This is a genomic window from Roseateles saccharophilus, assembly GCF_031458095.1.
Taxonomy (GTDB): Bacteria; Pseudomonadota; Gammaproteobacteria; order Burkholderiales; family Burkholderiaceae_C; genus Pelomonas; species Pelomonas saccharophila_A.
On record NZ_JAVDXU010000003.1, the window covers coordinates 533,396 to 559,669 of the forward strand.

Here is a 26,274-nt window from a genome sequence, read left to right on the forward strand (position 1 = left end):
CCGTCCTGGACGGCCTGGAAGACGATCAGGCCTTGCGGCGGCGCGCAGCACCCGCGGCCAGCAGGCCCAAGCCCACCAGGGCCAGCGAGACGGGCTCCGGCACGGTGCCGCCCGGGTTACCGACTTCCAGCGTGTGGGTGATGATGTAGCTGCCGCTCAGGCGCAGGAAGTAGATGTCGTCCTGAACACGCGAAATGCCGCGGAAGGCACCTTGGTTGGTGCCGCTGGTGGTGATGGGCGCCAGGGCGCTCAGGTCATAGCTCTCGAGCACCGTGACGCCGTCGGCGGCCAGCGCCTCGATCGTCGGTGCGCTGCCGCTGTTCGGCGCGTAGTTCATGAAGCCGCCGACGAGGCCGTAGGCACCGCCCAGGCTGGCGGTGATGGAACCGCTGCCGTTGTTGGTGGCGACCCAGGACCAGTTCCAGTTGCCATTGCCCAGCAGGCCGTAGTTGGCATTGCCATAGGTCGCCTGCGGGGCACCGGTCCAGGTGATGCCGTCGAGCACGACGGGGCCGGGGTTGCCGAAGCCGTTGTTGCCGGTGGCCGTGAAGGTGGTGGTGACACCGGTGCCGGGGTCCGTCGTCACGAGGGCCGCCAGCGCGCTTTGAGCACCGATCAGGGACAAACCGAGCGCCAGGACGGCGGATGCAAACTTGGACATGGGAGTTCCCGTTGTTGGACACGTCGCAGGATTTGCGACTGACAAACTAGGGAGCAGGTCCTGTGCCAATACAGAAAATCTCTTGTGCAGCAATCACTTATGCGCACAAGCTGGAGGTGTTTGTCACCGGATTGTCAAAACCGTCGACAGTTGCTCCAGAAGGGCAGCGACCATTCTTCGCCGGCGAAGCCACCAGAGCGCCTCCGGCGGCTTGTCCTTCATCAGGCAGCCAGAACACCCTTGATGTGGCCGGCGATGGCGTCGTCCTGGCAGTTCGTGAAGAACAGCTCCTGGAACTTCTCGCCCGATACGGCGGCCTTGAGCAGGTCCTGGTCGACGCTCTTCAGCACCGTCAGCATGTCCTTGCAGGAGGCGGCCTTCAGGTCCTTCAGGATGCCGCGGTTCTTGGCCATGATGGCGGCGCGTTCCTTGGGGTAGCCGGCGCCGCGCTCGTTCTCGAGCAGCTTGCGGTAGCAGTCCTGCAGGTTCAGCTCGGCAGCCCAGCCAAAGCCCTTGGCATAGGGCATGGACATGCAGTTGCCGTCGTTGATCTGGCCGAACAGGAAGGCGTCGGTCGGGTCGATGACCAGGCCGCAGAACACGCCGGGCATGCTGTTGCAGGCCAGCATGGAGCCCATGCCGGTGCCGCAGCCGGTGACGACGAAGTCGGCGGCCTTGGAGTTCAGCAGGATGCCGGCCAGCAGGCCGTTCATCACATAGGTCAGCGAAGCCTTGTCCTCAGGCGTGTACATGCCGTAGTGGTGGACGCTGTGGCCCAGCGGCTCGGCGACGGTCTTGAGGGCGTTGTGGACGATCTCGGACTTGGCGGCCTGGCTGTTCTCGATGATGAGGGCGATCTTCATGGCGGGTGGCTTTCGGGCGGAATGAGGGCGCAGGCGGCCAAGGACCGCCCGGTGCAAGGGCTTGGTCGCTCGGGCCAGAGGGGCCTCGAGCGCGGGCCGTCATGCCAGGTGATCGGATGCGGACGGCATGGTCCGCGTCCACCTGGCCAACCGCGCACCCCGGGGCGGGATGCAGACGCTGGCGCTATTGTGCCAAATACTGGAACGACGTTTCAGAAAACACACTCAATCCCGAGAGCGTTCTGGGGATTCAGTCGCCCTCGCCGCCCAGTGGCTTGAGCTGCCGCCCTGCCGGCAAGGCCCGCAGGTATTTGAAGGTGCCGGTGGCATGGGCGCAGAGCTTGTCGTCCGCACCGTAAACCGCGCCCTCGCAGAAGGCCATGGTCGTCGAGCGGTGCAGCAGCCTGCCCACCGCCCGCAGCTCACCCTCGCCGGGGCGCATGAAGCTGGTCTTCATCTCCACCGTGACGACGCCGGGCCCGAGGTCCGGCAGGTGCCGGTTCACGCTGCGGGCCGCATGCGCCATGGCCACATCCAGCAGCGTCATCACGACGCCGCCATGGGCCACGCGCCAGGAGTTCAGGTGCTGCTCGCTGATCGTCAGCCTCAGCTCGGCTTCGCCGTCGCCGACGCTGTGCAGCTGGAAGCCGAGCTGCTGGACGAAGGGGATGTGGACCGGGAACTCCATCTGTGCATCATCCCCCGTGAATCGCCGACACGCCGCCGTCGACGGCGAGGATCTGGCCGGTGATGTGCTTGCCGGCCTTGGACGCGAACAGCAGGGCCGCGCCCTTGAGGTCGTCGTCGTCGCCGATGCGGTTCAGCGGCGCGTGGGCGGCCATCTTGTCCTCGCCGATGGTAGCCAGCAGGCCCTTGGTCATCTTGCTCGGGAAGAAGCCCGGTGCCAGCGCATTGACGGTGATGCCGTACTGGCCCCACTCGCCGGCCAGCGCGCGCGTGAAGTTCACGGCCGCGCCCTTGCTGGTGTTGTAGGCGATGGTCTTCATGACGGCCGAGTTGCCGCCCAGGCCGGCGATGGAGGCCACGTTGATGATGCGGCCCGACTTGCGCGGGATCATGCTGGCCTTGGCCACCGCCTGCGCGAAGACGAAGAGGCTGCGGATGTTGAGGTCCATGACCTTGTCCCAGGCCTCGATGGGATGCTCCTCGGCGGGCGCGCCCCAGCTGGCGCCGGCGTTGTTGACCAGGATGTCGATCTTGCCCAGGCGCTCCATGGTCTCGGCGACGACGCGCTGGGCGTCCTCTTCCTTGGCCGCGTCGGCCGCCACCCAGCGGGTGTCGATGCCGCGTGCCTGCAGATGGGCGGCGGCCTCTTCCAGGTCGGCCGCCTTGCGCGAGGTCAGCATGATCTTGGCGCCGGCTTCGCCGAGGGCCTCGGCGATCTGCAGGCCCAGGCCGCGCGAGCCGCCGGTGACGAGGGCCACCTGGCCGCTGAGGTCGAAAAGGTCTTGGACTTTGGTGCTCATGGGTCTCTCCTATACGGTTGGGGTCAGAGCACTCGCTGTGCGAGCGGTCTGACCCGCAAGGTCATCAAAAATATTCAGGCTTCATCTCGCGGCACAGCGGCTCGCGGCGTGCGACGACGTCGAGCCAGGCGCCGATCTTGGGCAGCTCGTAGGCAAAGAAATAGCGGCCGGCGGCGCGCTTGCCGTGGGCAAAGTCGCTGTCGCCGGTCACGGCCAGCATCACGTCCAGCCAGATCCAGGCCAGCACGGTGTGGCCGAAGGCCTGCAGATAGGGCGTGGCATTGGCCAGGGCTTCCTCGGGCTCGCCGGTGCTCCAGGCCTTCTTGGTGGCGCCACCGACCTGGGCGAGGGCCGCGGCCAGCTGGTTGGCCAGCGGCGCCCATTCGGTCTGCATGGCGCGCTCGATGGTGGCCTGGATGCGTGTGGCCAAGGCCGCCAGCGACGCCCCGCCCTGCTGCACGACCTTGCGACCCAGCAGGTCCAGGGCCTGGATGCCGTGCGTGCCCTCATGGATCATGTTCAGGCGCTGGTCGCGCCAGTACTGCTCGACCGGGAAGTCGCGCGTATAGCCATAGCCGCCCAGCACCTGGATGGCCAGGGAGTTGGACTCCAGGCACCACTCGCTGGGCCAGCTCTTGGCGATGGGGATGAGCACGTCCAGCAGGGCTTGCGCCTCGGCCTTGGCGTCGCCGGTGTTGAGCTCGTCGACCAGGCGGGCGCAATACAGCTCGAAGGCCAGGCCGCCCTCCACATAGCTCTTCTGCGCCAGCAGCATGCGGCGCACATCGGCGTGTTCGATGATGGGCCGCTGCGGGCTGGCGGCATCCTTGCCGGCGGCCGTCATCGGCCGGCCCTGCGGGCGCTGCTTGGCGTATTCCAGACTGGCCTCATAGCCGGCATAGCCCAGCATGACGGCGCCCAGGCCGACGCCGATGCGCATCTCGTTCATCATGAAGAACATGCAGCGCAGGCCCTCGCCGGGCTTGCCGACCAGATAGCCCACGGCACCCGCCTTGCCATCGGGCTTGTGACGGCCTTCGCCGAAATTCAGCAGACAGTTGGTCGTGCCGCGATGGCCCAGCTTGTGGTTGAGCCCGGCCAGCGCGATGTCGTTGCGTTCGCCGGTCAGCTGGCCGTTCTCGCCCACCATCTGCTTGGGCACGATGAAGAGGGAGATGCCTTTGGTGCCGGGAATCAGCTTGCCATCCGGCCCCGGGATCTTGGCCAGCACCAGGTGGACGATGTTCTCGCGCAGCTCATGCTCGCCGCCCGAGATCCACATCTTGTTGCCGCGCAGGCGGTAGCGGGGGCCGAGAGGGTCGTCCTGGTTTTCAAGCTCGGCGCGCGTGACCACATCGGACAGCGACGAACCGGCCTGGGGCTCCGACAGACACATGGTGCCGAACCACTGGCCGGCCAGCAGGGTCTTGGCGAACACCTCGCGCTGGCGCTCGCTGCCATGCTCCATCAGCAGATTGGCATTGCAAGTCGTCAGCACGACATAGGAGCCGGCGTGGACATTGGCCTTGCTGACGAAGGTGTTGGCGGCCGTCTCGACCAGGCAGGGCAGCTGCATGCCGCCCACGTCGTAGTCATGGGTCGCGGCCAGCATGCCGGACTCCACCAGCGCATCGACTGCCTCCAAGGTCGCCGCCGGCAGGTGCACGCGCTCCCCATCGAAGCGCGGCTCCTCGGTGTCCATCAGGCGGTAGTGGGGCGCGAACTTCTCGCGGGCGATGCGCTCGCAGGTGTCGAGCACCGCGCCGAAGGTCTCGCGCGAATGGTCGGCAAAGCGCTCGCGGGCCGTCAGGTCGGCGGCGTGCAGCCAGTCGTAGAGCAGGAAGTCCAGGGTTTCACGCATGCGTCATCGCCTTTGCTCGGTGATGGAGAAGTTCAGGCGCCAGCCGGGGTCCATGCCCTCGGGGCGGGGATAGCGCGCCAGGGCCTCTCGGCCCAGGCGCTCGATGCGGGGCGCCATGGCGCGCAGTTCCTCGCGGGAGCGCGCCCGCGCAGTGTCGGGTTGGGACCAGGACTCGGCGCGCTGGAAGCCCGGCGCGGAGCCACGGATGGCGCCGGCGCCGACACCGGCGTCCATGCCTTCCTGCGCCAGCTGGTCGCTGGCGACCAGCCACTGGCCGCTGGCCGGCGCGAAGACGACCGGCAGGCCGTCGCCGACGATGGACGCCGTGACGAATTCAGCGCCGAGCGTCGCCAGTACGCCGATGACATGCACGCAGGCATTGAGCCGCTCCGGACGCCAGCCGGCGACGGCCGCGCCGAAGCGGTCGGGATCCTGGCGCGCGTCGCCCGCGACATCGCATTCACGCGGGATGGGCAGACCGGCACGCAGGCCCCACCACATCGCCAAACCCTTGTCGGGGCCGGCGGCTGGGGAGGCATAGAGGGCGGCCAGCCGGGCCGGCGCGCCCGGCTGCTCCTGCGCACGCATGTAGAAGCGCGCGGCGCGCTCGACGCTGGGCTTGAGGCAGAGCCCCTGCTCGAACATGGAGCCGGCCAGCAGCAGCACCTGGGGCGAAGGCTGGGCCAGGGCGGCATTGAGCGTCTTGGCTGCGACGGCGCAGTCGCCACTCTCCAAGGCCTTGACGACGGCGGCCGCGTCCGGGACCGGTGCGGTCTGGGCAGTGGCCGCACCGGCCAGCAGGGTCAGCGCAAACGAGAAAGCGGCGGTGGCAAAAGATTTCATTGCGGAAGCTCCGGAGGTCAGTTCAACGTCCGGACTGTGCCAGCGTCACTTCGCGTAACCATCAGCCCTGCCTCGCCGCGGTCACGGCCATGGTGCCGCTGGCCTTGGCGACGAGCCTGCGCTCGCCCCCCTGCACCGCGTACACCTCGGCCTCGGTGAATGAAACCTGTCGGCCGGGCTTGATGACCCAGGCCTCGCATTCCAGCCGCTCGCCGCTGGCGCCGCGCAGCAGGCTGGTCTTGAATTCCGCCGTCAGCACCCAGTGGCCGTCGGCCGCCATCGTTTGTGCTGCGGCACCCATCGAATGGTCGGCCAGCGCCGCGACAACGCCGGCATGCACGACGCCCGTGTGCTGACAATGGCGCTTGGCCACCACCAACTGCGTGCTCACGCGACCCGGCTCGACAGCCGTCGGCTCCACGCCCAGGTCGACCATGAAGGGCGCCGAACGGAAGAAGCCGCGCAGCGTGTCGAGGTCGACCTGCATGTTCAGGCGTCCTGCTGGAGCTTGACGATGGTGCCCTGGGCCACGGCGCAGAGCTTCTCGACGCCGCCCTGGACCGCGAACACATCGCAGCGGCAGACAGCCTGGGAGCGGCCGGCATTGACCGCCTCGGCGCGCGCAATCAGCAAATCGCCAACCGCAGGGCGCAGGTAGTTGATCTTGTATTCGCTCGTCAGTGCGTCCGACGCCAGGGCCGTGCCGCCTGCAAAGGTCAGCGCGTTGTCGGCCAGATAGCTCAACACGCCGCCATGCGCGAAGCCGTGCTGCTGCAGCAGCTCAGGTCTAAGCGCCAGCCGCAGCTCGACGCGGCCCGGCGCCACGGCGCCGATCTCCACGCCGAGCAGGCGGCTGAAGGGCTGCGCGGCGAGGATTTCCGCGCCGCGCTTGACGAAGGCCTCAGGCGTCACAGGACCTCGAACACGCCCGCGGCACCCATGCCGCCGCCGATGCACATGGTCACGCAGACGCGCTTGGCACCACGGCGCTTGCCTTCGATGAGGGCATGGCCGGTCAGGCGCTGGCCCGACACGCCATAGGGGTGGCCGACCGCAATGGCGCCACCGTTGACGTTGAGCTTGTCCATCGGGATGCCCAGCGTGTCGGCGCAATACAGCACCTGCACGGCGAAGGCTTCATTCAGCTCCCACAGGTCGATGTCGGCCACCGTCAGGCCCAGCTTCTTCAGCACCTTGGGAACGGCGAACACGGGGCCGATGCCCATCTCGTCGGGCTCGCAGCCGGCGACCGCGAAGCCGAGGAAGCGGCCCAGCGGCTTGAGGTTGTGCGCGGAGGCGTACTGCTCGCTGACCAGGGCGCAGGCGCCGGCGCCGTCGCTGAACTGGCTGGCATTGCCGGCCGTCACCAGCCCGCCGGGCACCGCCGAGCGCAGGTCCTTGATGCCTTCATAGGTCGTGCCCTCGCGCAGGCCTTCGTCGGCGCTGACGGTCACTTCCTTGCTCATCAGGCCCATGACCTTGTCGGCCACGCCCATGGTGGTCGTCACCGAGATCATTTCGGCGTTGAACAGGCCGGCGGCCTGGGCGGCGCAGGCCTTCTGCTGGCTGCCCGCGCCGTAATGGTCCATGCGCTCGCGCGAGATGTTGTAGCGCTTGGCCACGTTCTCGGCGGTCTGCAGCATGTTCCAGTAGATCTCGGGCTTGAGCTTCAGCAGGGCCGGGTCGCTCAGCATGTGCTTGTTCATTTCCTGCTGCACGCAGGAGATGCTTTCCACGCCGCCGGCGATGTAGACGTCGCCCTCGCCCGCGATGATGCGCTGGGCGGCCATGGCGATGGTCTGCAGGCCGCTGGAGCAGAAGCGGTTGATGGTGACGCCGCTCACCGTGACCGGCAGACCGGCCTTCAGCGCGATCTGGCGCGCGATGTTGGCGCCGGTGGCGCCTTCGGGGTTGGCGCAGCCCATCAGCACGTCCTCGATGGCGCCGGCTTCGATACCGGCGCGCTCGACGGCGGCCTTGACGGCGTGGCCGCCCAGCGTCGCGCCATGGGTCATGTTGAAGGCGCCCTTCCAGCTCTTGGTCAGCGGGGTGCGGGCGGTGGAGACGATCAGTGCGTTGCTCATGTCAGTCCTAATCAGTTGGTGCCAGAGCTACTCGCTTCGCTCGTTCGGTCAGGCACACAAGACACTTAGATTTCGTGTGGCCGTGGCGATCAGGTGAAGGACTTGCCTTCAGCAACCAATCGGGCCAACAGCGGCGCCGGCGTCCAGAACGCACCGTCGTCCATCGGGTTCTTCGCAAAGCGCTTCATCGCCTGCACGACGTTGAAGAGGCCCAGGGTGTCGGCGTAGCACATCGGGCCACCGCGCCAGATCGGGAAGCCGTAGCCGGTCAGGTAGACCATGTCGACATCGGACGCGCGCTGGGCGATGCCTTCTTCCAGCAGGTGGGCGGCCTCGTTGACCAGGGCGAACACCAGGCGGTGCACGATCTCCTCGTCGCTGATGTCGCGCTTCTTGGCGCCAATGGCTTCGCGGTGCTTGGCCAGCATCTCCTCGACGACCGGCGACGGGATGGCATCGCGCTTGCCGGGTTGGTAGTCGTACCAGCCGGCACCGGTCTTCTGGCCAAAGCGGCCCAGCTCGCACAGGCGGTCGGCGCTGGCCGAGTACTTCATGTTGGCGCGCTCGACGGCGCGGCGCTTGCGAATGGCCCAGCCAATGTCGTTGCCGGCCAGGTCGCCCATGCGGAAGGGGCCCATGGCGAAGCCGAACTTCTCGACGGCCTTGTCGACCTGCTGCGGCGAGCAGCCTTCATCCAGCAGGAAGCCGGCCTGGCGGCTGTACTGCTCGATCATGCGGTTGCCGATGAAGCCGTCGCAGACGCCCGAGACGACGGCCGTCTTCTTGATCTTCTTGCCAACGGCCATGACCGTGGCGAGCACGTCCTTGGCCGTTTCCTTGCCACGCACGACTTCCAGCAGCTTCATGACGTTGGCCGGGCTGAAGAAGTGCATGCCCACCACGTCCTGCGGGCGCTTGGTGAAGGACGCAATCTTGTCGACGTCCAGCGTCGAGGTGTTGGAGGCCAGGATGGCGCCGGGCTTGGCGACGGCGTCCAGCTGCTTGAAGACAGCCTCCTTGACGCCGATCTCCTCAAACACCGCTTCGATGATGAGGTCGCAGTCTTTGAGGTCGTCGTAGCTCAGCGTGGTGCTCAAGAGCGTCATGCGCTGGGCATATTTGTCTTCCTTGAGCTTGCCCTTCTTGACCTGGGCCTCATAGTTCTTCTTGATGGTCGCGACACCGCGGTCCAGGGCTTCCTGCTTGGTCTCCAGGATGGTGACCGGCAGGCCCGCGTTCAGGAAGTTCATCGAGATGCCGCCGCCCATGGTGCCGGCGCCGATGACGCCCACCTTGGCGATGGTGCGCAGCGGCGTGTCCTCGGGCACGTCGGAGATCTTGCTGGCGACGCGCTCGGCGAAGAACAGATGGCGCAGGGCCTTGGACTCGGGCGTCAGCATCAAGGCGGCGAAGCCCTCGCGCTCAGCGCGCATGCCGTCGTCGAACTTCAGGTTGACGGCGCCGGCCACGGCTTCCAGGCAGCGCAGCGGCGCCGGGAAGTTCTTGCTCATGCCGCCCACCATGTTGCGGGCGAACTGGAAATAGGCCTCGGCATTCGGGTGGCGAGCCTTCAGCTCACGCACCTTGGGCAAGGGGCGCTTCTCGGAGACCTCTTCGGCGAACTTGACGGCCGCGTCCACCACGTCGGCATCGACGATCTTGTCGAACAGCTTCTGGCCCGGGACCATGGCCAGCATCTGGGCCTCGACCGGCTCACCGCTGACGATCATGTTCAGTGCGGGCTCCACGCCGAGTGCGCGCGGCAGGCGCTGCGTGCCGCCAGCGCCGGGCAGCAGGCCCAGCTTCACTTCAGGCAGGGCCACCTTGGTGCCGCTCTGCGCGACGCGGTAGTGGCAGCCCAGGGCCAGCTCCAGGCCACCGCCCATGCAGACGCTGTGGATGGCGGCAACGACAGGCTTGCTGCAGTTCTCGACGACCGAGATCAGGCTGAGCAGATTGGGTTCGGCCAGGGCCTTGGGCGAACCGAACTCCTTGATGTCGGCACCACCGGAGAAGGCCTTGCCGGCGCCGGTGATGACCAGGCTGGTGACGGCCGGGTCGGCTTCGGCGCGCTCGACACCGGCGGCGACCGCAGACCGGGTGGCAAAACCCAGACCGTTGACCGGCGGGTTGTCGAGGGTGATCACGGCGACGCTGCCGCGGACTTCGTAATGGGCTGTCATGGGCACGACCTCGGTTGATGGGCCATGCCGCGTCTCCAGCAGACGGCCCAGAATAGAACGACCGTTCGATTCTAGGCAGCGGTCTCGCCGCCGTCTTGTCCCGGCAGTGACAAGACCGCTCGGGCCCCTAGTACTGGGACTTCGGGAGCACCACGGTGTCCTTGAAAGGCTTGGGCTCCTCGGCCGGCGCGGCCGGCTGCAGCTTGGCCTCGACATAGCGGCGCGTGGCCTCGGCGGCGTCGATGGGTGCGGGGGGCGGAGGGGCCGGGCGAGGCGCAGGCCGCACGGCCAGGCGCAGCTCATGGCATTCGCGCTGCAACTGTTCGACCTGCTTGCGCGCCTGGGTCAGCTGCTGGGCGCCCAATTGGCGCGACTGCTCGACATGCACCACACGTTCGTGCTCGCGCTTGAGCCTCTTGGCCACCCAGGCATACACGGCCCCACCCCCCAGCGCTGCCCCCAGCGCGAAACCGCCCAGCAAAGGCAGCAGTTGACCGTTGTCCATGTTTTGATCCTCCCTCGACACCGTTGTCCGTCGGCACTGTATGCCTGCCGGCCCTCGCCTGGCTGCCCGGCGAGGGTTTTTCACGAGGCGCCGTGGCCCCTGACCCGTCTTGGACGCATCACAGCCCGCGGCTAGAGTCCGGGCCATGCTGATTCCGGTCGTCTACCCGCCCCACGAGCCCAAGCCGCCGCCGACGTTCTCCCCGCCGCCGCCCCCGCCTGGTTCCCCCGAGCCCAGCCCGCCCCCGCCCCCTGAGCAGCCACCTGCACCGCCCGCGCCTGAAGGCGGCGACGTGCCGCGCATGCTCTATCTGCTGCGCGCCCTCGGCCTGTGCGCCTTTCCGGTCGGCATCGTCATCGCTGGCGTCGTCGTGCTGCTGGGCCTGGAGCAGGCTCGCGAGACCCTGCTGTCGCTGGAAGTCGGCAGCCTGCAGACGGCCCTCCTCGTGTTCGCCTTCGGCCTGTGGCTGCTGATGGCCTGGTATGTCAGCCGCCTGCTGCTGGACCGCCGCTTCAAGCCCGACACCCTGGGCGAATGCACCCATGCCGGCTTTGCCGAGCGCCTGCGCCGCTGGCTGCCGCGCGGCCTCGTCCTTGGCGGCGGCCTGCCCATCACGACCTTCTTCCTGATGCAGGCACGCGAACGCCTCATCGGCGTCGGCCTGCTGGCCATGACGCTGGGCCTCTATCTCTTCGTCTGGAAGCGCCGCGCCTGGCTGCTCAGGCTCGGCAGCGACTCGTGGCTGGCGCGCATCCTGGCCCTGAACGGCCGGCGCGAAGCCATCGCGCAGATGGAGCGCGAGGACCGCATGAGCACGCCATCGCGCGTCCTCATCGTGCTGGTGCTGCTGCTGCAATGGGCCCTCTTCGCCGCCCTGGTGGCCTGGCCCGAAGCGACGGCGCGTGCCATCGGTTCGCCGGCCCTGGTGCTGCTCGCCATGGGCAGCTGGATCGTCTTCGGCGGCGTGCTGCTGACCTATGCGCCCAAGGCCTTGATCCGCATGCCGCTGACCGTGCTTCCGCTGCTGCTCTTCATCGCCTTCGCACCGCTGAACGACAACCACCGCGTGGCCGACCCCGAGCGCAGCGCGGCCAGCGCCATCGCGCCGCGCCAGCCCGCGGACGCCTGGCTGCAGACCTGGCTGCGCACCGTCGGCGCGGACGGCAAGCGCCCCCTCGTCCTCGTCGCCGTGGCCGGTGGCGCCTCGCGTGCGGCCTACTGGGGCAGCGCCTCGATGGCGCGCCTGCAGGATCTGGGCGAGCAACAGGGCGTCAACTTCGCCGACTCGGTCTTCGCCATCAGCGGCACCTCGGGCGGGGCCCTGGGCGCGGCCAGCTTTGTCGCTGCCGTGGACGCACGCCGCCAGGCCATGGACGCCGCCAACTGCACGCCCTGGAAGCTGGTGCGCGATTTCACCGGCCGCGACCACCTCGCCACGCCGGTGGGCGACATGCTCTACCCCGACCTGGTGCAGCGCTTCCTGCCGGTGGCCATCGCCGGCGTCGACCGGTCGCTCGGCCTGGAGAAGGTCTGGGCGCACGACTGGCCCAAGAGCCTGGCCACGCAATGCCCGCTGCGTCCGACCGCCCACCCCAATCCGTGGTCCGCGCCCATGACGGCCCTGCATGCCCGCTCCACCGACGCCGAGTGGCTGCCTCTGCTGGCCCTGAACACGACCGCCCTGTCGCGTGGCCAGCGCGTCTACCAGTCCGACTTCCTGCTGCCCAGCGGCGACGGCATCGACCTGCTCGACCCCTCCATCGGCCTGGATGTCGACCGCATGACGCTGGCCCAGGCCGTGCACAACAGCGCCCGCTTCCCCTATATCAGCCCGGCCGGGGCCGTCGTCTTCAAGGAGGCGCACAAGGACGCCGAGAACAGCGATGTCGGCCGCGTCTGGGATCGCCTGGGCGACGGCGGCTATGTGGAAGCCAGCGCAACCCTGCTGCTGTCCGACCTGCTGCGCGACCTCGAGGCCAGCGGCCGGCTCAAGCTCTGCAAGCCCGAGGACGACTGCGCCCGCCAGGGCATCCTGGACCGCTCGCGGCTGCGCCTGCTGCTGCTCGCCAACACGCCGGCCCTGGTCGACGACTGGCTGTGCCGCGACGCGCCCACCGCCGCCGACGCCCAACCGCTGAACGGCCGCCGCTACCGTGCGACGCATATGGGCCTGAACGAAGTCGTCGCGCCCGGCCAGGGCATCCTGAACAGCAACAACGCCCGCGGCCGGGACTCGGCGGTCGAGCTCATCAAGCGCGTCGGCGGCTGTGGCCAGGTGGCCGAGCTGCGCCTGCCCGCCGTGCCGGGCCAGCGCCAGCCCTCGATGAACTGGATGCTGAACTCGACATCGCGCGAGCTGATCGACGCGGCTCTGCTGGAAAAGCTCAACCCGGCCGACCCGGCGGTTGGCGCGGCCCAGGCTCAGCTCGTCGCCCACCTGCGCCAAGCCAAGGGCTGGATGCTGCAGATGAAATGAAGGCGCCGGCGGGCGCGCCACAATGCCGCCCGCCATGCCCCGCTTCATCCTCAATCTCTGCACCGCCCCCGAGCGCCGCGCCCTGTGGCGCGCGCTGCTCGCCGTCCTGCTCATCGCCATCACCTGGCTGGCCTTGAGCCCCGCACCGCCCAAGACCGTCACGACCGGCTGGGACAAGTCCAACCACGCCCTCGCCTTTGCCTCGCTGGCCTTCAGCAGCGTCTGGGCGGTCTGGCAGCAGCCGCGCCAATGGGGTTGGCTGGTGGCCGCCCTGGTCGGCTACGGCATTGGCATCGAGATCGCGCAGAGCTTTCTGCCGCCGCGCGAGGCCGACTGGCATGACGTGGTGGCCGACAGCGTCGGCATCGCCCTCGGCCTGATCACCGCCTGGCCCATCACAGCCAGCGCAGCACGCCCACGGTGACGGCGGGTACGAAGAGAAGCAGCAGCAGCCTCAGCACATCGCTGGCCAGGAAGGGCATGACGCCCTTGTAGGTCTCGTTCATGGGCACCTCACGCGCCATGCCGTTGACGACATAGACATTCAGCCCCACCGGCGGCGCCAGCATGCCTATGCCCACCGTCATCAGCACCAGGATGCCGAACCAGATGGCCTTGGGCTCGGCCGCCAGGCCCCACAGGTCCAGGCCCATGATGGTCGGGAAGATGACGGGGATGGTCAGCAGCAGCATGGACAGCTCGTCCATCACGCAACCGAGGATGACGTAGAAGGCCAGCACGCCGGCCACGATGGCCAGCGGCGGCACCGGCAGGCCGCCCACCCATTGCGCCAGATGCGTCGGCATCTGCGTCAAGGCCAGGGCCGAGTTCATCATGTCGGCGCCGAGGAAGATCATGAAGACCATGGCCGTCGTCTCGGCCGTGCCGAGCAGCGCGCGCTTGAGCCCCTCGCCGCGCAGTTCGCCCGACAGCAGGCCGCTGGTCAGCGTCGCCAGCGCGCCGACCGACGCGCCCTCGGTAGGGCTGAACCAGCCGCCGTAGATGCCGCCGAAGACGACGACAAAGATGGCCAGCAGCGGCCACACGCCCAGCAGCGCCCGCCAGCGCTCGCCCCAGCCGTGGCGCGGCCCCGGCACGGCCAGATGGGGTCGCAGCCGGCAGGTGATGGCGATGACGGCGAGATAACCCGCTGTCGCAATCAGACCCGGAATGAAGGCCGCGGCGAAAAGCTTGGCGATGTTCTGTTCGGTCAGGATGGCGTAGACGATCAGCGGCACCGAGGGCGGGATCAGGATGCCCAATGTTCCTCCGGTGGCGAGCACCGCTGTGGACAACCGGCCGTGATAGCCCGCCGCCTTCATCTCGCCGTAGGCCACCTGGGTGATGGTGGCGCAGGTGGCCACCGACGAGCCGCAGACCGAACCGAAGGCCGCCGACGCGAGGATGGCCGCAAAGGCCAGGCCGCCGCGCCAATGGCCGACCCAGGCCGACGCGGCGCGGAACAACGCCTTGGACAAGCCGCCCTGCGTGGCGAACTGGCCCATCAGCAGGAAGAGCGGGATGACGGAGAGTTCGTAGACCGTCAGGCGGGCGACGGCCGAACCCTTGATGAGATTCAGCAGGGCCGCGTCATTGCTCATCCAGGCATAGCCCAGGGCACCGGGAATGAACATGGCCGCCGCGATGGGCACGCGCAGGGCCATCAGCGCGAGCATGAGGCCGAAGATAAGCAGGCCGGCGGTCATCGGTTCCCGATCTCGGCGGTTTCAAAGGGGGAATCCCAAACAGCCGAACAGCCAGGTGCCACGCGCGTCACTCTGCCGGTCGCGGCTGTTCCTTCACTCCCCCTTTGAGTCCCGCCGAGGAGCGTACGGCCTTGAGGCCGCGTGCGCCAGCACGCTTCAAGCTCTGACTCCGCGCAACTGTTTGACCACAGCGGCCCTCGGGCCGCGGCGGGAGTTTTGCGCGGGGCCTCAAGGACGGCGCACCGCAGGGAACCCCTCGCTTTGCGAGGGGCGGGCGGTTCGGGGGCGACTTTTTGCCTACGTTTTGGACGCCCAAAAAGTAGGTCGCCCGCCGGGGCGAACTCCCGGCTGGGCCTCACCAACAACAAACAGCAGCCCATCAAGCATCCCCTCGCCTGACGGCCTGCGCGACGGCAATGACCGCCGTCAACGCCAACCCCGGCGCCAGGATGGCGTAGGCCCACCACATCGGCAGTCCCAGGATCATGGTCTGCTCACCGGCCTCGTCGACAGCCAGCGCGCCCATACCGGTGCGCCAGGCCAGCAAGCCCAGCATGACGGCCAGCAGCAGCGCGCCGAAGCGGTCCAGGGCGCCATTGACGCGCTCGGGCGCGGCCTGGGTGAAGAAGTCCACGATGATGTTGCCGCGCCTCAACTGGCACCAGGGCAGGCACAGCGCGATGGCCAGGGCAATGCCGATCTGGCTCAGCTCGATGTCGCCCTGCACGGGATGCGCGAACAGGTTGCGGCCGATGACGCTCCACAGCGTCATGGCCGCGACGAGCAAGGCGCACAAGCCGCCCATCAGCGCGAAGGCCGCCGCCAGCTTCTCAAGCCATTTCACTTCTTGTACTTGGCCAGCAGGGCTTGCGCCTCGGCCAGCATCTGCTTGCCGGGCAGGCCGCGCTTGTCCATGTCGGCGGCCCAGTCGTCATACAGCGGGTGGCTGGCCTTGATCCAGTTGTCCACCTCGGCGGCCGGCACCGTGTAGAAGACGTTGCCGCGGTCCACGGCCGGCTTGCGCCCCGGGGCCTGGCTGGCATCCCAGGTGCGGCCGGCGGCCTGAGACAGCGCGGCGCCTGAGTTCTTGTCGATGACGGCCTTCAGGTCGGCCGGCAGGCTGTCGTACTTCGCCGGATTCATCGCCAGCACGAAGACGGCGCTGTACAGGGCCGGCCGGCTCGGGTCGGTCTCGGTATGGAACTTGACCATCTCGTGCAGCTTGACCGACGGGATGACCTCCCAGGGCAGGGCAAAGCCGTCGATGGTGCCCTTGCTGACGGCGTCGGCCACGGCCGGCAGCGGCATGCCGACGGGCGAGGCGCCGAGGGACGCCAGCAGCTTGTTGGTCTGGCGCGTCGGCGCACGCAGCTTCAGGCCCTTGAAGTCGGCCAGGGTCTTGATCTGCTTGTCGCGGGTGTGCAGATAGCCCTCGTCATGCGTGGCGAACATCAGCGGCTTGACGGCGGCGAACTCCTTGACGGCGTACTTGCCGTAGAAGTCCCAGGCGGCGCGCGAGGCGGCCTCGGCCGAGTTGGTCATGAAGGGCAACTCGAAGACCTCCATGATGGGGAAGCGCCCGGCCGTGTAGCCCGGCAGTGTGAAGGCGATGTCGACGACGCCGTCCTTGACCTGGTCGATGAGCTGGGCCGGCGTGCCGCCGAGCTGCATGGCCGGGTAGACCTGGCATCTGAGGCGGTTGCCCGAGTCGGCCGCGATCTTGTCGCACCAGGGCGCCAGGATCTGCGTCGGCGGCATCGCGCCGGGCGGCCAGAAATGATGCACCTTCAGCGTGATGGGCTCGTTGGCCCGCACCGCGGTGGCGGCCAGCAGGGCGGCGATGAAAACGGCAGCTTTCATGCCCGGTCTCCTTGTTGTGTGGCGGCATCCTAGGGGAAGTGGCCAGCCCGGTTGATCGGCTTGCACCCTAGGGGGACTGTCCTACAGCCAAAGTCCCTGCACTGACATACCGTTGGCAGCAGTTTGCGATACGGTGACACCCATGTTGACCGAGCTGCTCCGCGCCACCCGTGCCCATTCGCTCGCCCTGGCCTCGCCCCTGTCGGACGAGGACGCCCAGTTGCAGTCCATGCCCGATGCCAGCCCTGCCAAATGGCATCTGGCCCACACCACCTGGTTCTTCGAGACCCTGGTGCTGGCGCCCCATCTGCCGGACTACTGCGTCTTCGACGAGCGCTGGCCGCGGCTCTTCAACTCCTATTACGAAAGCCTTGGCCCTCGCCACGCGCGCCCGCAGCGCGGCCTGCTGAGCCGGCCTTCGCTCACCGAGGTCAAGGCCTATCGCGGCCATGTCGACGCCGCCCTGGCCGATCTGCTGGCTTTCGCGCCCGAGCCGGCGCGCGGCCTCATCGAGCTCGGCTGTCATCACGAGCAGCAGCACCAGGAGCTGCTGCTGACCGACATCCTGCACGCCTTCTCCTGCAACCCGCTGCTGCCCGCCTACGACCCATCCGCACCGGCCCGCGCCGTGGCGCCCGAGCAGGCCTGGTTGAGGCATGCGGGCGGCATCGTCGACATCGGACACGACGGCGACGGCTTTGCCTTCGACAACGAGGGCCCGCGCCACCAGGCCCTCGTCGCTCCCTTCGAGATCAGCAACCGCCTCGTGACCTGCGGCGAGTACGCCGACTTCATCGCCTCCGGTGGCTACCGCGAGCCGCTTTTGTGGCTGTCCGACGGCTGGGCCGCCGTGCAGGCCCAAGGCTGGCAGCGGCCCGTCTACTGGCAGGAGGACGGCAGCGTCTTCAGCCTGCACGGCGTGCAGCCGCTGGACCCGGATGCCCCCGTCCAGCAGCTCAGCTTCTACGAGGCCTGCGCCTTTGCCGAATGGGCCGGCGCCCGCCTGCCCACCGAATTCGAGTGGGAGGCGGCATGCGGTTTGCCGGGCTTCGCGAACGCCACCGACCAGGCCTGGCAATGGACACGCTCCAGCTATGCGCCCTACCCCGGCTTCAAGCCGGCGGCAGGCGCGGTCGGTGAATACAACGGCAAGTTCATGGTGGGGCAGCAGGTGCTGCGCGGCGGCAGCCTTGCGACCCCGCCCGGCCATGCACGACCGAGTTACCGCAATTTTTTCCCGCCGGCCGCGCGCTGGCAGTTCAGTGGAGTGAGGCTCGCAAGATGAAACCAGGAATCGAATGGCGCCGGCCCCGCGCTTCGGCAGACAGCGAACAATTCGCAGCCGACCTGCACGCCGCCCTGAGCCGCGCGCCCAAGGCCATCTCGCCCAAATACTTCTACGACGAAGCGGGCTCCAGGCTCTTCGAGCAGATCTGCGAGCTGCCCGAGTACTACCCGACGCGCACCGAGCTCGCGCTGCTGCGGGCCCACGCCCGCGACATGGCCACGCAATTCGGTCCCCAGGTGCAGCTCATCGAGTACGGCGCCGGCGCCCTGCGCAAGGTGCGGCTGCTGCTGGACGCCATGCCGCGCGACAGCGTCGAGTTCGTGCCCGTCGACATCTCGGGCCCCCATCTGCTGGCCGCCTGCGACGGCCTGGCGGGCGACTATCCCGGCCTCGCCATCCAGCCCCTGGTGGCCGATTTCACGCGGCCACACACGCTGCCGCCCTGCGCCGAGGGCAGCCGCCGCGTCGGCTTCTTCCCCGGCTCCAGCATCGGCAATTTCACGCCCAGCGAGGCCGATGCCTTCCTGCGCCTGGCGGCCAGCGAGCTGGCCGGTGGCGGGCTGCTGATCGGCATTGATCTCGAGAAGGATCACGACGTGCTGCACGCGGCCTACAACGACGCCGCCGGCGTGACGGCTGCCTTCAACATGAACCTGCTGGACCGCGCCCGCCAGGAGCTCGGTGCCGAGTTCCCGCCGGACGGCTTCGAGCACCTGGCCTTCTACAACCCGGCCTACCGCCGCATCGAAATGCATCTGCGTGCCACGCGGCCGCTGGAGCTGCAGCTGGGCGGCGAGACCTATGCCTTCCACGAGGGCGAGACCCTGCACACCGAGCATTCGCACAAATACACCGTGTCGGGCTTCCAGGCGCTGGCCCAGCGCGCCGGCTTCAAGCCGGGCAAGGTGTGGACAGATGAGAACGGGTGGTTTGCGGTGTTGTGGCTGGAGGCGCAGGACGGGTGAGCCGCGCTGCATGATGTGAGATCACCACAGCGCGCGCACAGGGCGCGCGCTTCTTTTACCAGAGGATAGAGCGGACCTCAGACCGCCAGCACGCCCGTCACGGGGGAGCGGAGCGATCCCCGTCAGCATCGATCGACGAAGCTGCTCTTGCCGCGGCGTGTCCCCTGAAATAGTAGTTAGGCCCCGCCTCCCGAGGCGTAGCATCGGCTTGAGCAAGACGTGCTCTGTCCAACGTCGATCAGGAGAAGCCCATGTTGAAGCTTGCCAAAGCTGCCGTGCTCGGGATCGCAATCGTTGCACTTCAACCCTGCGTTTCGCTCGCAGCGCCTATTTCGTACGTGTATACCGGAACAGGTTCAGGCACCTTGTCGGGAACAGCTTTCACCAACGCTGCCTTTACCATCACCGCCATCTCTGACACCGACAACGTCATACCTGTTCAGGGGGGCGATCCGAGATACATAACTCACCTTCAGACCAGCATTGCGATTGCTGGCCTGGGTACTTTCTCCGTTACGACACCCTCGTCCACGTGGGTAGCATCACGCTGTTGCGGAGGGTTGGGAGAGCCGTTGGGGCCAAATTGGATCAGCTTTGACATGCCAGAGTTTGGCAGCGCCGGAAACACCCTCGTCACCAACTTCGGGCCCGTCACCGACCCCGACCCCATCCACACTGAGCAGTTCATCAACGTGTCCACCAGTGGTGGTGTGCTTTCGATGCCTACGGTCGGCTCCGTGACGTTCCAAGCGATCACCGCAGTGCCTGAGCCAGCCACCTTGCTGCTTTTGGCAATGGGAATGACCGTTGTAGTCACCAGGGCTGCGAGGCGGCCTCTTTGACGTGAGGATGGCGCTTGCCCGGGCGCTCGGTAGGTTGGATTGAGCGCTGCGATCTCCGACTACACAAACCGATCTGTGTCGAGGTTGACAACTTCACTCCAAGCTCCTCGAAAGGCGCCTGTACGCCTCAATCGCTCGGCGAAGGCTCAGATCGCCAACCGCTCCCTCACCCCTTCCGCCGCCATGTCGGCCCCGCGCCCCCGCATGACGATCTCGCCCCGCTGCATCAGCAGATACTGGTCCGCCAGCTCCGCCGCAAAGTCATAGAACTGCTCCACCAGCACCACCGACAGCCCCTTGTCGTGGGCCAGATGCTTGATGACGCGGCCGATGTCCTGGATGACGTTGGGTTGGATGCCTTCGGTCGGCTCGTCCAGCAGCAGCACCTTCGGTCCCGGCGCCAGCGCGCGGGCGATGGCGAGTTGCTGTTGCTGGCCGCCTGACAGGTCGCCGCCGCGGCGGCCGCGCATCTTGTCGAGCACGGGGAAGAGCTCGAACAACTCCTTGGGCAGCGGCGTTCCGGCCGGCTGGCTGGACAGGCCCATCTGCAGGTTCTCCATGACCGACAGGCGCCCGAAGATCTCGCGGCCCTGCGGCACATAGCCCAGGCCCGCGCGCACGCGCTGGTGGGTGCGCAGCTTGTTGATGTTCTCGCCGGCCAGCGTGATGCTGCCGGAGGTGATGGGCACGACGCCCATCAGGCTCTTCAGCAGCGTCGTCTTGCCGACGCCGTTGCGGCCCAGCACGACGGTGATCTCGCCGGGCTTCAGCTCGAAGCTAAGGCCGCGCAGGATGTTGGAGCCGCCGTAGTGCTGCTGCAGGTTCTCGACCTTCAGAGTTTCATCGGCCAAGGTACACCTCGATCACCTTCTCATCCGATTGAACGGCGGCCATCGTGCCTTCGGCCAAAGTCTGGCCTTCGTGCAGTACCGTGACCGTGCGATGCGCACCGGCAAGCGTGGCGACAAAGCTCATGTCGTGCTCGACGACGACGAGCGAATGCTTGCCTTCCAGGCTCAGGAAGAGTTCGGCCGTGCGCTCGGTCTCCTCGTCGGTCATGCCGGCCACGGGTTCGTCCAGCAGCAGCAGCTTGGGGTCCTGGGCCAGCAGCATGCCGATCTCCAGCCACTGCTTCTGGCCATGGCTCAGCAAGCCGGCGACGCGCTCACGCTCCGGGGCCAGGTGAACCGTCTTCAGCAGTTCGTCGAGCCGGTCGCGCTGTTCGCCACTGAGCTTGGCTCGCATTGCGAAGCGCGCGCTGCGGTTGCCGGCCAACGCCAGCTCCAGGTTCTCGGCCACTGTCAGCGCCTCGAACACCGTCGGCTTCTGGAACTTGCGGCCGATGCCCGCGCGGGCGATCTGCTGCTCGCTCATCAGGCGCAGGTTGAGGTTGCTGCCGAAGAAGATGCGACCGCTGTCGGGCCGCGTCTTGCCGGTGAGACAGTCCATCGTCGTCGTCTTGCCGGCGCCGTTGGGTCCGATGACGCAGCGCAGCTCGCCGACGCCCACCGTGAACGACAAACCACCCAGCGCCTGGAAGCCGTCGAAGGCGACCTTGAGGTCCTCGACATAGAGGGCCACCCCCTGGTTGAAGATGGGCTCGCCGGCCGTGGCGATGCGGGTCAACGCGCGCGAGCGCGCTTCCGACCCGGCTTCGAGAAGTTCCGGTGTCATTTCTTGAACCTCCGCGCCAGGCCCATCAAGCCTTGCGGCAGGAACAGCGTCACTGCGATGAAGAGGCCGCCGAGGATGTAGAGCCAGCCCTCGGGCCACCAGGCCGTGAAGACGGACTTGGTGCCATTGACGAAGAAGGCGCCCAGTACCGGTCCGATCAGCGTGCCGCGACCACCCACCGCCGCCCAGATGGCCATCTCGATGCTGGCTGCCGGGCTCATCTCGCCGGGGTTGATGATGCCGACCTGGGGCACATAGAGGATGCCGGCCAGGGCGCACATCAGCGCCGAGATGACGTAGGCGCTGAGCTTGAAGGCGACCGGGTCGTAGCCCAGGAAGCGCACGCGGCCCTCGGCGTCGCGGATGGCCTGCAGGATGCGGCCCCAGCGGCTCTGCGTGAGTGCCCTTGCAATCAGGTAGCAGGCGATCAGCGCGACACCGCTGGCGACGCACAGACCGACCTTCATGCCCGGCGTGTTCAGCGGTATGCCCGCGATTCGCTTGAAGTCGGTAAAGCCGTTGTTGCCGCCAAAGCCCGTCTCGTTGCGGAAGAACAGCAGCATGGCCGCCACCGTCAGGGCCTGCGTGATGATGGAGAAGTAGACGCCCTGGATGCGCGAGCGGAAGGCGAACCAGCCGAACACCGCGGCCAACAGGCCGGGCACCGCCAGCGCCAGGAAGATCTGCCCGACCAGGGAGTCGCTGAGCACCCAGTGCCAGGGCAGCTCCTTCCAGTTCAGGAAGACCATGAAGTCCGGCAGGTCAGCCTGGTACTGGCCCTCGCGGCCGATCTGGCGCATCAGATACATGCCCATGCCGTAGCCGCCCAACGCGAAGAACAGCCCGTGGCCCAGCGACAGGATGCCGCCGAAGCCCCAGATCAGATCCAGCGCCAGCGCGCAGATGGCAAAGCACAGGAATTTGCCGAGCAGGCCGACATAGAACTCGCTGAGGTGCAGCGCATGGCCGGGTGGGAAGGCGAGGTGCAGCAAGGGCACCAGCAGCAGCACCAGGGCCACCGCGATGAGCAAAGTCTTCTTCATTCGACCGACCTGCCCTTCAACGCGAACAGGCCCTGCGGCTTCTTCTGGATGACCAGCACCAGCAGCATCAGCAAAGCGATCTTGGCCAGCACCGCCCCTTGCCAGCCTTCCAGCAGCTTGGACAGCACGCCCAGGCCCAGGCCGGCATAGACGGTGCCGGCGAGCTGGCCCACGCCGCCCAGCACGACGACCATGAAGGCGTCGACGATATAGCTCTGGCCGAGGTCAGGGCCGACATTGCCGATCTGGCTCAGCGCGCAGCCCGCCAGGCCCGCGATGCCCGAACCCAGCGCGAAGGCCAGGGTGTCGACCTTGGCCGTGTTGACGCCCACGCAGGCCGCCATGCGGCGGTTCTGAGTGACGCCGCGCACCATCAAGCCAAGGCGCGTCTTGGCCAGCAGCGTGGCCATGCCGACGAGCACCAGGGCCGCGAAGCCGAGGATGGCCAGGCGGTTGTAGGGCAGGGTCAGGTTGGGCAGCAAGGCCCAACCGCCCGACAGCCAGGTGGGGTTCTCCACGGCCACGTTCTGCGCGCCGAACAGCGTGCGCACGGCCTGCATCAGCACCAGCGAGATGCCCCAGGTTGCCAGCAGGGTTTCCAGCGGCCGGCCATAGAGCCAGCGGATGACGGTGCGCTCCATGGCCGCACCGACCAGGGCCGCCGCGAGGAAGCTGGCCGGCAGCGCGATCCACAGGTAGTAGTCGAAGGCGCCAGGCGCCCAGGCCCTGAAGCCCTGCTGCACGCAGTAGGTGGCATAGGCGCCCACCATCAGCAGCTCGCCATGGGCCATGTTGATGACGCCCATCAGCCCATAGGTGATGGCCAGGCCCAGGGCCACCAGCAGCAGCACCGATCCCAGGCTGAGGCCGGAGAACAGCAGCTGGGCGCGCTCGCCCCAGGCGAGGCGGGAGGCGATGGCATCGATGGTCGACTGCATCGCGGCCTTGGCGCCGGGGTCGGTCTCGGCCGCCAGCTTTTCCAGCAGCAGGGCACGCGTCGCGGGGTCGGCGCTGCCCGCCAGCTCCGTCGCCGCGGCACGGCGCTGGCCGGGGTCGGTGGCCGACAGCTTGGCACCGGCCACCAGCGCACCCAGGTTGGCGCGCAGCTCGGCATCGGTCTCTGCTGCCAGCGCCCTTTCCAGCAGCGGCAGCTTGGACGCATCCGCGTCGTCACGCAGCGTCGCCAGCGCCTTGGCGCGAGTCGCACGGTCCTGCGACAGCAGGTCCAGCCCCGCCAGCGCCGCATCGATCTCGCGGCGCATGCGGTTGTTCAGCACCGGCTCCTCGGCATCGGCCGGCGCCGTCACTCCTTCGGCGATGACCAGGGCCTGCCCGGCCTTCACCCGCACACGGCCATCCTGCAAGGCACGCAGGAAAGGCCCGAGCGAGGCATCACCCGCAGCCAGCGCCTGCTGCAGCGCGGCGACGCGGTCGTCGCCCTCACCCGCCGCGATGCGCGATGCCAGCTCGGGCGGCAAGGCCCAAGCCGACAGCGCGCCCAGCGCGAGCAGCCATCCAAGAACAAGTCGTTTGATCATGAAGATCCAAGCGAGCGAAACCCGTGATGCGCCAGGTCCGCGCACCATTGCAGTGGCTGCCATGGGTCACCGCCCATGGCAGCGTTCCGTCCGGCCGCAGCCTTCGCTGCGGCGCGGCCGATCACTTCGTGGGTTCGTCCTTCTTGCCCTTGTTCTCGGGGATGTAGGGACTCCACGGCTGGGCCTTGACCGGGCCGGGCGTCTTCCACACCACGTTGAACTGGCCGTCCGCCTTCACTTCGCCGATGAAGACCGACTTGTGCAGGTGGTGGTTCTTCTCATCCATCTTGGACGTGATGCCCGACGGCGCCGTGAAGGTCTGGCCGGCCATGGCGGCGATGACCTTGTCGGTATCGGTGCTCTTGGCCTTGGTGACGGCCTGGGCCCACATATTGATGCCGATGTAGGTGGCTTCCATCGGGTCGTTGGTCAGCGGCTTGTCCTTGTGGCCGGCGATGCCCTTGGCCTTGGCGTAGTCGCTCCACTTCTTGATGAAGGCGTCGTTGGCCGGCGCCTTGATGGACATGAAGTAGTTCCAGGCGGCCAGGTGGCCCTGCAGCGGCTTGGTGTCCACGCCGCGCAGCTCTTCCTCACCCACGGAGAAGGCCACCACCGGCACGTCGGTCGCCTTCAGGCCCTGGTTGCCGAGTTCCTTGTAGAAGGGCACGTTGGAGTCGCCGTTGATGGTCGAGATGACGGCGGTCTTCTTGCCCTCGGCAGCGAACTTCTTGATCTTGGCGATGATGGACTGATAGTCCGCGTGGCCGAAGGGGGTGTAGTCCTCCATGATGTCGGCCTCGGGGATGCCCTTGCTCTTCAGGAAGGCGCGCAGGATCTTGTTGGTGGTGCGGGGGTAGACGTAGTCGGTGCCCAGCAGCACGAAGCGCTTGGCGCCGCCGCCGTCCTTGCTCATCAGGTATTCCACGGCGGGGATGGCCTGCTGGTTGGGCGCGGCACCCGTGTAGAAGACGTTCTTGCTGAGTTCCTCACCTTCGTACTGCACCGGGTAGAAGAGCAGCGAATTGGTCTGCTCGAAGACCGGCAGCACCGACTTGCGGCTGACCGACGTCCAGCAGCCGAACACGACGGCGACCTTGTCCTGCGAGATGAGCTGCTTGGCCTTCTCGGCGAACAGCGGCCAGTTGGAGGCCGGGTCAACCACCACCGGCTCCAGCTTCTTGCCGAGCAGACCGCCCTTGGCATTGATCTCGTCGATGGCCATCAGCACCGTGTCCTTGAGCACGGTCTCCGAAATGGCCATGGTGCCCGACAGCGAGTGCAGCACGCCGACCTTGATGGTGTCGGCGGCAAAGGCGGCGGGAGTGGCGAACAGGCTGGCGGCAGCGGCCAGCGCTAGGGCAGAACGGCGAAGCATCGGAAGTCCTCCGGGTTGTGATGAGGGGGTCGAGTAGCCGGAAGGCAAGAGCGCAAGCCTCGTGCCAGCTCCGTGCACTTCGTCACACCCGCAAGGGCCCCGGCGGTCGCACGCTTACGGCCCATGACAGCCCTGCCACGGTGCGTTTTGCACCGTTGGTGTACTGCAGCATTCGGCCGCCGCACGAAAACGGGCCGGCCGCGCCCCGGCCTGGGTCCTGGCTAGCCGGCCAGGCCGCGCATGACCTGGGACCGGCTGCGGCTGACCAGCAGCGCCCGTCCGTCCTTCAGCTCGGCGCTGAGCTGGCCGTTGGCCAGGCGCCGGAAGCGCGCCACCGCATCCAGGTTGACGATGCAGCCGCGGTGGATGCGCACCCAGCGCTCGGCCTCCAGCCTCTCCTCCAGCCGCGCCAGGGCCAGATGCAGCAGATGCTGGGCGCCGCCGGTGTGCACCGCAACATAGTCACCCAAGGCCTCGAAATGGCTGACTTCACTGACGGCCACCGGCACGATGGCCGCGCCGCTGCGCACGAACAGGCGCGTCAGCGGTCCCCGCCCCAGCAGCTCGGCCAGGCGCTCCAGCGCCGGCGGGACGGGTTCGCCCAGGGCCGCGCGCACGCGCTCCAGCGTCGCGTTCAGCCGCTCCGCACCAAAGGGCTTGAGGAGGTAGTCCAGGGCACCCAGCTCGAAGGCGGTGATCGCATGCTCGGCATGGGCCGTCGTGAAGATGACCAGGGGCGGCGTGCCGGACTCGGCCAGGCGGCGCAGCACCTCGGTGCCCGTCAGGCCGGGCATCTGGATGTCGAGGAAGACCAGTTCGGGCTTGAGCCGCCGGATCTCGGCCAGGGCCGCCGGGCCATCCGCCGCCTCGCCCACGCAATGCAGCCAGGGCAGGCCGCGCAGCAGGTGACGCAGGCCGGCGCGGGCGACGGGCTCGTCGTCGGCGATCAGGGCGGTGACGACGGCGCTCATGGGCGCACCCTTCGGCCTGCGGCCTGTCCCGCCAAGCGGGAGCGAGCTT

The 26,274-nt window shown here is 67.8% G+C and carries 25 protein-coding genes; 5 read left to right on the forward strand and 20 right to left on the reverse strand.

From position 1 onward, the window contains the following. Positions 1-25: 25 nt before the first annotated feature. The 11 genes from J2X20_RS21455 to J2X20_RS21505 form a co-directional block, all read right to left on the reverse strand. Positions 26-661, reverse strand: coding sequence for a PEP-CTERM sorting domain-containing protein (locus J2X20_RS21455; RefSeq protein ID WP_310269205.1), 636 nt, complete (start codon positions 659-661; stop codon positions 26-28). A gap of 221 nt (positions 662-882) precedes the next feature. Continuing rightward, a complete protein-coding gene (locus J2X20_RS21460; protein WP_310269207.1) occupies positions 883-1,524 on the reverse strand; it encodes an RpiB/LacA/LacB family sugar-phosphate isomerase in 642 nt (213 codons plus the stop codon). Positions 1,525-1,774: 250 nt separating this feature from the next. Beyond that, positions 1,775-2,212, reverse strand: a complete 438-nt coding sequence (locus J2X20_RS21465) for a PaaI family thioesterase (protein ID WP_310269209.1) — start codon at positions 2,210-2,212, stop codon at positions 1,775-1,777. A 7-nt stretch (positions 2,213-2,219) separates the two neighbouring features. Next, positions 2,220-3,011, reverse strand: coding sequence for an SDR family oxidoreductase (locus tag J2X20_RS21470; RefSeq protein ID WP_310269217.1), 792 nt, complete (start codon positions 3,009-3,011; stop codon positions 2,220-2,222). Positions 3,012-3,075: 64 nt separating this feature from the next. After that, a complete protein-coding gene (locus J2X20_RS21475; RefSeq protein WP_310269220.1) occupies positions 3,076-4,872 on the reverse strand; it encodes an acyl-CoA dehydrogenase in 1,797 nt (598 codons plus the stop codon). 3 nt (positions 4,873-4,875) lie between these two features. Further along, on the reverse strand, positions 4,876-5,715 hold the full coding sequence (locus J2X20_RS21480; protein WP_310269223.1) for a hypothetical protein: 840 nt from the start codon (positions 5,713-5,715) through the stop codon (positions 4,876-4,878). Positions 5,716-5,776: 61 nt separating this feature from the next. After that, a complete protein-coding gene (locus J2X20_RS21485; protein WP_310269226.1) occupies positions 5,777-6,202 on the reverse strand; it encodes a PaaI family thioesterase in 426 nt (141 codons plus the stop codon). Positions 6,203-6,204: 2 nt separating this feature from the next. Continuing rightward, positions 6,205-6,627, reverse strand: a complete 423-nt coding sequence (locus J2X20_RS21490; protein WP_310269229.1) for a PaaI family thioesterase — start codon at positions 6,625-6,627, stop codon at positions 6,205-6,207. Next, positions 6,624-7,799, reverse strand: coding sequence for an acetyl-CoA C-acyltransferase (locus J2X20_RS21495; protein ID WP_310269232.1), 1,176 nt, complete (start codon positions 7,797-7,799; stop codon positions 6,624-6,626). Before J2X20_RS21495 ends, J2X20_RS21490 begins: the two co-directional genes overlap by 4 nt. Positions 7,800-7,888: 89 nt before the next feature. Then, positions 7,889-9,982, reverse strand: coding sequence for a 3-hydroxyacyl-CoA dehydrogenase NAD-binding domain-containing protein (locus J2X20_RS21500; RefSeq protein ID WP_310269234.1), 2,094 nt, complete (start codon positions 9,980-9,982; stop codon positions 7,889-7,891). Between the two features lie 127 nt (positions 9,983-10,109). After that, positions 10,110-10,487 carry a hypothetical protein gene (locus J2X20_RS21505; protein ID WP_310269237.1) on the reverse strand — a complete coding sequence of 126 codons (378 nt, stop codon included), beginning with the start codon at positions 10,485-10,487 and terminating at the stop codon, positions 10,110-10,112. 145 nt (positions 10,488-10,632) lie between these two features. Between J2X20_RS21505 and J2X20_RS21510 the strand changes: the two genes are divergently transcribed. Further along, positions 10,633-12,963, forward strand: coding sequence for a hypothetical protein (locus J2X20_RS21510; protein ID WP_310269239.1), 2,331 nt, complete (start codon positions 10,633-10,635; stop codon positions 12,961-12,963). A gap of 34 nt (positions 12,964-12,997) precedes the next feature. After that, positions 12,998-13,387, forward strand: coding sequence for a VanZ family protein (locus J2X20_RS21515; RefSeq protein ID WP_310269242.1), 390 nt, complete (start codon positions 12,998-13,000; stop codon positions 13,385-13,387). On the opposite strand, the gene J2X20_RS21520 is transcribed toward J2X20_RS21515, so the two are convergent. The 3 genes from J2X20_RS21520 to J2X20_RS21530 all read right to left on the reverse strand — a co-directional run bounded on the left by J2X20_RS21520 (position 13,359) and on the right by J2X20_RS21530 (position 16,529). Further along, a complete protein-coding gene (locus J2X20_RS21520; RefSeq protein ID WP_310269244.1) occupies positions 13,359-14,669 on the reverse strand; it encodes a TRAP transporter large permease in 1,311 nt (436 codons plus the stop codon). The genes J2X20_RS21515 and J2X20_RS21520 overlap by 29 nt on opposite strands. Positions 14,670-15,048: 379 nt before the next feature. Beyond that, positions 15,049-15,513, reverse strand: coding sequence for a TRAP transporter small permease (locus J2X20_RS21525; protein ID WP_310269247.1), 465 nt, complete (start codon positions 15,511-15,513; stop codon positions 15,049-15,051). Beyond that, positions 15,510-16,529, reverse strand: a complete 1,020-nt coding sequence (locus J2X20_RS21530) for a TRAP transporter substrate-binding protein (RefSeq protein WP_310269250.1) — start codon at positions 16,527-16,529, stop codon at positions 15,510-15,512. The genes J2X20_RS21525 and J2X20_RS21530 overlap by 4 nt, the downstream gene beginning before the upstream one ends. 142 nt (positions 16,530-16,671) lie before the next feature. Between J2X20_RS21530 and egtB the strand changes: the two genes are divergently transcribed. From egtB to J2X20_RS21545, 3 genes are all read left to right on the forward strand, one after another. After that, positions 16,672-17,814, forward strand: a complete 1,143-nt coding sequence (gene egtB, locus J2X20_RS21535) for an ergothioneine biosynthesis protein EgtB (RefSeq protein WP_310269253.1) — start codon at positions 16,672-16,674, stop codon at positions 17,812-17,814. Next, positions 17,811-18,782, forward strand: a complete 972-nt coding sequence (gene egtD, locus J2X20_RS21540; RefSeq protein ID WP_310269256.1) for an L-histidine N(alpha)-methyltransferase — start codon at positions 17,811-17,813, stop codon at positions 18,780-18,782. The genes egtB and egtD overlap by 4 nt, the downstream gene beginning before the upstream one ends. A gap of 251 nt (positions 18,783-19,033) precedes the next feature. After that, positions 19,034-19,624 (forward strand): PEP-CTERM sorting domain-containing protein, encoded by a 591-nt coding sequence (locus tag J2X20_RS21545; RefSeq protein ID WP_310269258.1) that lies wholly within the window; start codon positions 19,034-19,036, stop codon positions 19,622-19,624. Positions 19,625-19,770: 146 nt separating this feature from the next. On the opposite strand, the gene urtE is transcribed toward J2X20_RS21545, so the two are convergent. The 6 genes from urtE to J2X20_RS21575 all read right to left on the reverse strand — a co-directional run bounded on the left by urtE (position 19,771) and on the right by J2X20_RS21575 (position 26,225). Further along, on the reverse strand, positions 19,771-20,475 hold the full coding sequence (gene urtE, locus J2X20_RS21550) for an urea ABC transporter ATP-binding subunit UrtE (protein WP_310269260.1): 705 nt from the start codon (positions 20,473-20,475) through the stop codon (positions 19,771-19,773). Next, complete coding sequence (gene urtD, locus J2X20_RS21555; protein WP_310269264.1) at positions 20,465-21,298, reverse strand: urea ABC transporter ATP-binding protein UrtD; 834 nt, start codon at positions 21,296-21,298, stop codon at positions 20,465-20,467. Before urtD ends, urtE begins: the two co-directional genes overlap by 11 nt. Further along, a complete protein-coding gene (gene urtC / locus J2X20_RS21560; protein WP_310269266.1) occupies positions 21,295-22,341 on the reverse strand; it encodes an urea ABC transporter permease subunit UrtC in 1,047 nt (348 codons plus the stop codon). Before urtC ends, urtD begins: the two co-directional genes overlap by 4 nt. Then, positions 22,338-23,879, reverse strand: coding sequence for an urea ABC transporter permease subunit UrtB (gene urtB / locus J2X20_RS21565; RefSeq protein ID WP_310269269.1), 1,542 nt, complete (start codon positions 23,877-23,879; stop codon positions 22,338-22,340). The genes urtC and urtB overlap by 4 nt, the downstream gene beginning before the upstream one ends. Positions 23,880-24,000: 121 nt before the next feature. Next, positions 24,001-25,254 carry an urea ABC transporter substrate-binding protein gene (urtA, locus tag J2X20_RS21570; RefSeq protein ID WP_310269272.1) on the reverse strand — a complete coding sequence of 418 codons (1,254 nt, stop codon included), beginning with the start codon at positions 25,252-25,254 and terminating at the stop codon, positions 24,001-24,003. Between the two features lie 221 nt (positions 25,255-25,475). Next, complete coding sequence (locus J2X20_RS21575; RefSeq protein ID WP_310269275.1) at positions 25,476-26,225, reverse strand: LytR/AlgR family response regulator transcription factor; 750 nt, start codon at positions 26,223-26,225, stop codon at positions 25,476-25,478. Between the last annotated feature and the right edge of the window lie 49 nt (positions 26,226-26,274).

Excerpts from the sequence above, each read along its gene's own strand:
- J2X20_RS21455 (WP_310269205.1), bottom strand. The coding sequence starts at position 661 with ATGTCCAAGTTTGCATCCGCCGTCCTGGCGCTCGGTTTGTCCCTGATC.
- J2X20_RS21460 (WP_310269207.1), bottom strand. The coding sequence starts at position 1,524 with ATGAAGATCGCCCTCATCATCGAGAACAGCCAGGCCGCCAAGTCCGAG.
- J2X20_RS21465 (WP_310269209.1), bottom strand. The coding sequence starts at position 2,212 with ATGGAGTTCCCGGTCCACATCCCCTTCGTCCAGCAGCTCGGCTTCCAG.
- J2X20_RS21470 (WP_310269217.1), bottom strand. The coding sequence starts at position 3,011 with ATGAGCACCAAAGTCCAAGACCTTTTCGACCTCAGCGGCCAGGTGGCC.
- J2X20_RS21475 (WP_310269220.1), bottom strand. The coding sequence starts at position 4,872 with ATGCGTGAAACCCTGGACTTCCTGCTCTACGACTGGCTGCACGCCGCC.
- J2X20_RS21480 (WP_310269223.1), bottom strand. The coding sequence starts at position 5,715 with ATGAAATCTTTTGCCACCGCCGCTTTCTCGTTTGCGCTGACCCTGCTG.
- J2X20_RS21485 (WP_310269226.1), bottom strand. The coding sequence starts at position 6,202 with ATGCAGGTCGACCTCGACACGCTGCGCGGCTTCTTCCGTTCGGCGCCC.
- J2X20_RS21495 (WP_310269232.1), bottom strand. The coding sequence starts at position 7,799 with ATGAGCAACGCACTGATCGTCTCCACCGCCCGCACCCCGCTGACCAAG.
- J2X20_RS21500 (WP_310269234.1), bottom strand. The coding sequence starts at position 9,982 with ATGACAGCCCATTACGAAGTCCGCGGCAGCGTCGCCGTGATCACCCTC.
- J2X20_RS21505 (WP_310269237.1), bottom strand. The coding sequence starts at position 10,487 with ATGGACAACGGTCAACTGCTGCCTTTGCTGGGCGGTTTCGCGCTGGGG.
- J2X20_RS21510 (WP_310269239.1), top strand. The coding sequence starts at position 10,633 with ATGCTGATTCCGGTCGTCTACCCGCCCCACGAGCCCAAGCCGCCGCCG.
- J2X20_RS21515 (WP_310269242.1), top strand. The coding sequence starts at position 12,998 with ATGCCCCGCTTCATCCTCAATCTCTGCACCGCCCCCGAGCGCCGCGCC.
- J2X20_RS21520 (WP_310269244.1), bottom strand. The coding sequence starts at position 14,669 with ATGACCGCCGGCCTGCTTATCTTCGGCCTCATGCTCGCGCTGATGGCC.
- J2X20_RS21530 (WP_310269250.1), bottom strand. The coding sequence starts at position 16,529 with ATGAAAGCTGCCGTTTTCATCGCCGCCCTGCTGGCCGCCACCGCGGTG.
- egtB (WP_310269253.1), top strand. The coding sequence starts at position 16,672 with ATGTTGACCGAGCTGCTCCGCGCCACCCGTGCCCATTCGCTCGCCCTG.
- egtD (WP_310269256.1), top strand. The coding sequence starts at position 17,811 with ATGAAACCAGGAATCGAATGGCGCCGGCCCCGCGCTTCGGCAGACAGC.
- J2X20_RS21545 (WP_310269258.1), top strand. The coding sequence starts at position 19,034 with ATGTTGAAGCTTGCCAAAGCTGCCGTGCTCGGGATCGCAATCGTTGCA.
- urtD (WP_310269264.1), bottom strand. The coding sequence starts at position 21,298 with ATGACACCGGAACTTCTCGAAGCCGGGTCGGAAGCGCGCTCGCGCGCG.
- urtC (WP_310269266.1), bottom strand. The coding sequence starts at position 22,341 with ATGAAGAAGACTTTGCTCATCGCGGTGGCCCTGGTGCTGCTGCTGGTG.
- urtB (WP_310269269.1), bottom strand. The coding sequence starts at position 23,879 with ATGATCAAACGACTTGTTCTTGGATGGCTGCTCGCGCTGGGCGCGCTG.
- urtA (WP_310269272.1), bottom strand. The coding sequence starts at position 25,254 with ATGCTTCGCCGTTCTGCCCTAGCGCTGGCCGCTGCCGCCAGCCTGTTC.
- J2X20_RS21575 (WP_310269275.1), bottom strand. The coding sequence starts at position 26,225 with ATGAGCGCCGTCGTCACCGCCCTGATCGCCGACGACGAGCCCGTCGCC.